This window comes from Pseudomonas sp. SST3, assembly GCF_003325755.1.
Map to the genome: position 1 here is coordinate 1 of NZ_QORI02000227.1, position 1,587 is coordinate 1,587.

The window sequence follows — 1,587 nt, forward strand, 5'->3', positions numbered from 1 at the left end:
TCCAATACCAGCCATACAGGAGGATCAATGTTCCGGCAATAATAACGCCGACGGAGGCCAACGCATCCGACACGTTGTGCAAGAATGCCGCCTTTATATTCATGCTATTCTTAGACATTGTGTAGGTGAGCAAGGCCGTAGCGATATCTACAATCAAGGCTATTCCCGCCACCACGACCACTGTCCATCCTTCAATGGGCTGTGGGGAAAAAAACCGACCTATAGCTTCGTAGATGAGGTAGAGACCAACGATAATCAGCGTGACCAAGTTAATCAAAGCCGCTATGGTTTCACTGCGTCGGTAGCCAAAGGTTTTAAAAGCATCTGGCGGTTTGCGGCCGATCTTACGTGCGATGAGCGCAATAACCAGTGATGCAGCATCGCTCAAGTTGTGTAGTGCATCCGCTATGAGCGATAAGCTCCCAGAAAGTATCCCGCCAACAACTTGTGCCAGAGTTAGTGCAGTATTAACGCCAATAGCTGCGATTAAACGCTTATCACCCATGGCTTCGGTGTTATGGTTATGTTCGTGAGCCATATTTTTACCGCTCCTTAAAAACTAGCGTAAGAAAAATAGGGGAGCCAAACGACCGCCCATAAGAGATAATAAAAATACTAGCGCCTATACCATCTGGCCCTCCAAGCCACACTGACAGAAAATGCGACCACCCTCGAGCAAGTTCGTGCGTTATCGTCTTTAACTCGCCGACAACAGGTCGATCTCTCTCAGACGTAAAACGACGTTGCTCGCTAATGATATAGATTATGCGGTGCCATGCTCTGAAGATGACAAAAATGTAATCCTCCATTCATTCTTGTCGTAGGCTCAAGCCCCTTGCAGATTGGTACGCCTCGGTGCTGAAATGACGAAGCAAGGCGCTCATAGTCACCGCACAATGGAAGCATTACATTTCAATAATGTAATGCTTGGCTCATGCTGCTGTTAGCTTTAGTCACGCAAAATTCATTCGAACCTGTAGAGCTCACCGATAAAGCTCAGCAAGCCACCTTTGAATTTTGCGAGGACTGCTCTATGAATCTGTTGAAAGCTATTGTTGTTGGTTTGGTAATCTTCGGCTCCGCATCGTCTTATGCAGGAGATGGCTACGACCGTTCAATGAAATTTAATGAAAAATTCCGAGCAGATCAAAAGCGAATTCACGGAACCGAATCCGCCGAAAAAAAAGCAGACGAGTTGAAGGTTAATGATATTCGCCAGGATCAGAACAACACGGAAATCAAGAAAGAAACCAAAGCTGACTAACCGCTTAATATCTGAACGATATCCGCCGCCGGCAGCTTCCAAGCACCGTTGGAAGCAGTTGTACTCTAAGCGCCCTTCGGGGCGCTTTTTTGTGTCCATCACTTGCCCGCAACATCGCTACCAGCGAATCGCCCCGGCCTTTATAGGCCGTTTCGTTAAGTCAGGCCTGCTATCGCCTGATCTGTCTGTTATTAGCGTTCGCAAGAGCATATCCGATTGAGCTGAACAGACGCTGGTGGCGTACAACGCATCCACGTCAGGGTCGCCATCTCAACGGCCTCGCGGTTCGTCCATGATTGAAGGTGTCAGCTCGGCCTTTGTAA

At 48.0% G+C, this 1,587-nt stretch carries 2 protein-coding genes; one reads left to right on the forward strand and one right to left on the reverse strand.

The annotated features are described in order from the left end of the window. The coding region (locus DQ405_RS26870) for a cation diffusion facilitator family transporter (protein WP_168426509.1) at positions 1-538 on the reverse strand (538 nt) is incomplete at its 3' end. A gap of 396 nt (positions 539-934) precedes the next feature. On the opposite strand from DQ405_RS26870, the gene DQ405_RS26875 reads away from it, so the two are divergent. Then, positions 935-1,264 carry a hypothetical protein gene (locus tag DQ405_RS26875; protein ID WP_241730243.1) on the forward strand — a complete coding sequence of 110 codons (330 nt, stop codon included), beginning with the start codon at positions 935-937 and terminating at the stop codon, positions 1,262-1,264. Positions 1,265-1,587 lie beyond the last annotated feature (323 nt).

Bases quoted from the DNA above. Each gene is read 5' to 3' on its own strand.
- DQ405_RS26875 (WP_241730243.1), top strand. From the start codon at position 935: ATGCTGCTGTTAGCTTTAGTCACGCAAAATTCATTCGAACCTGTAGAG.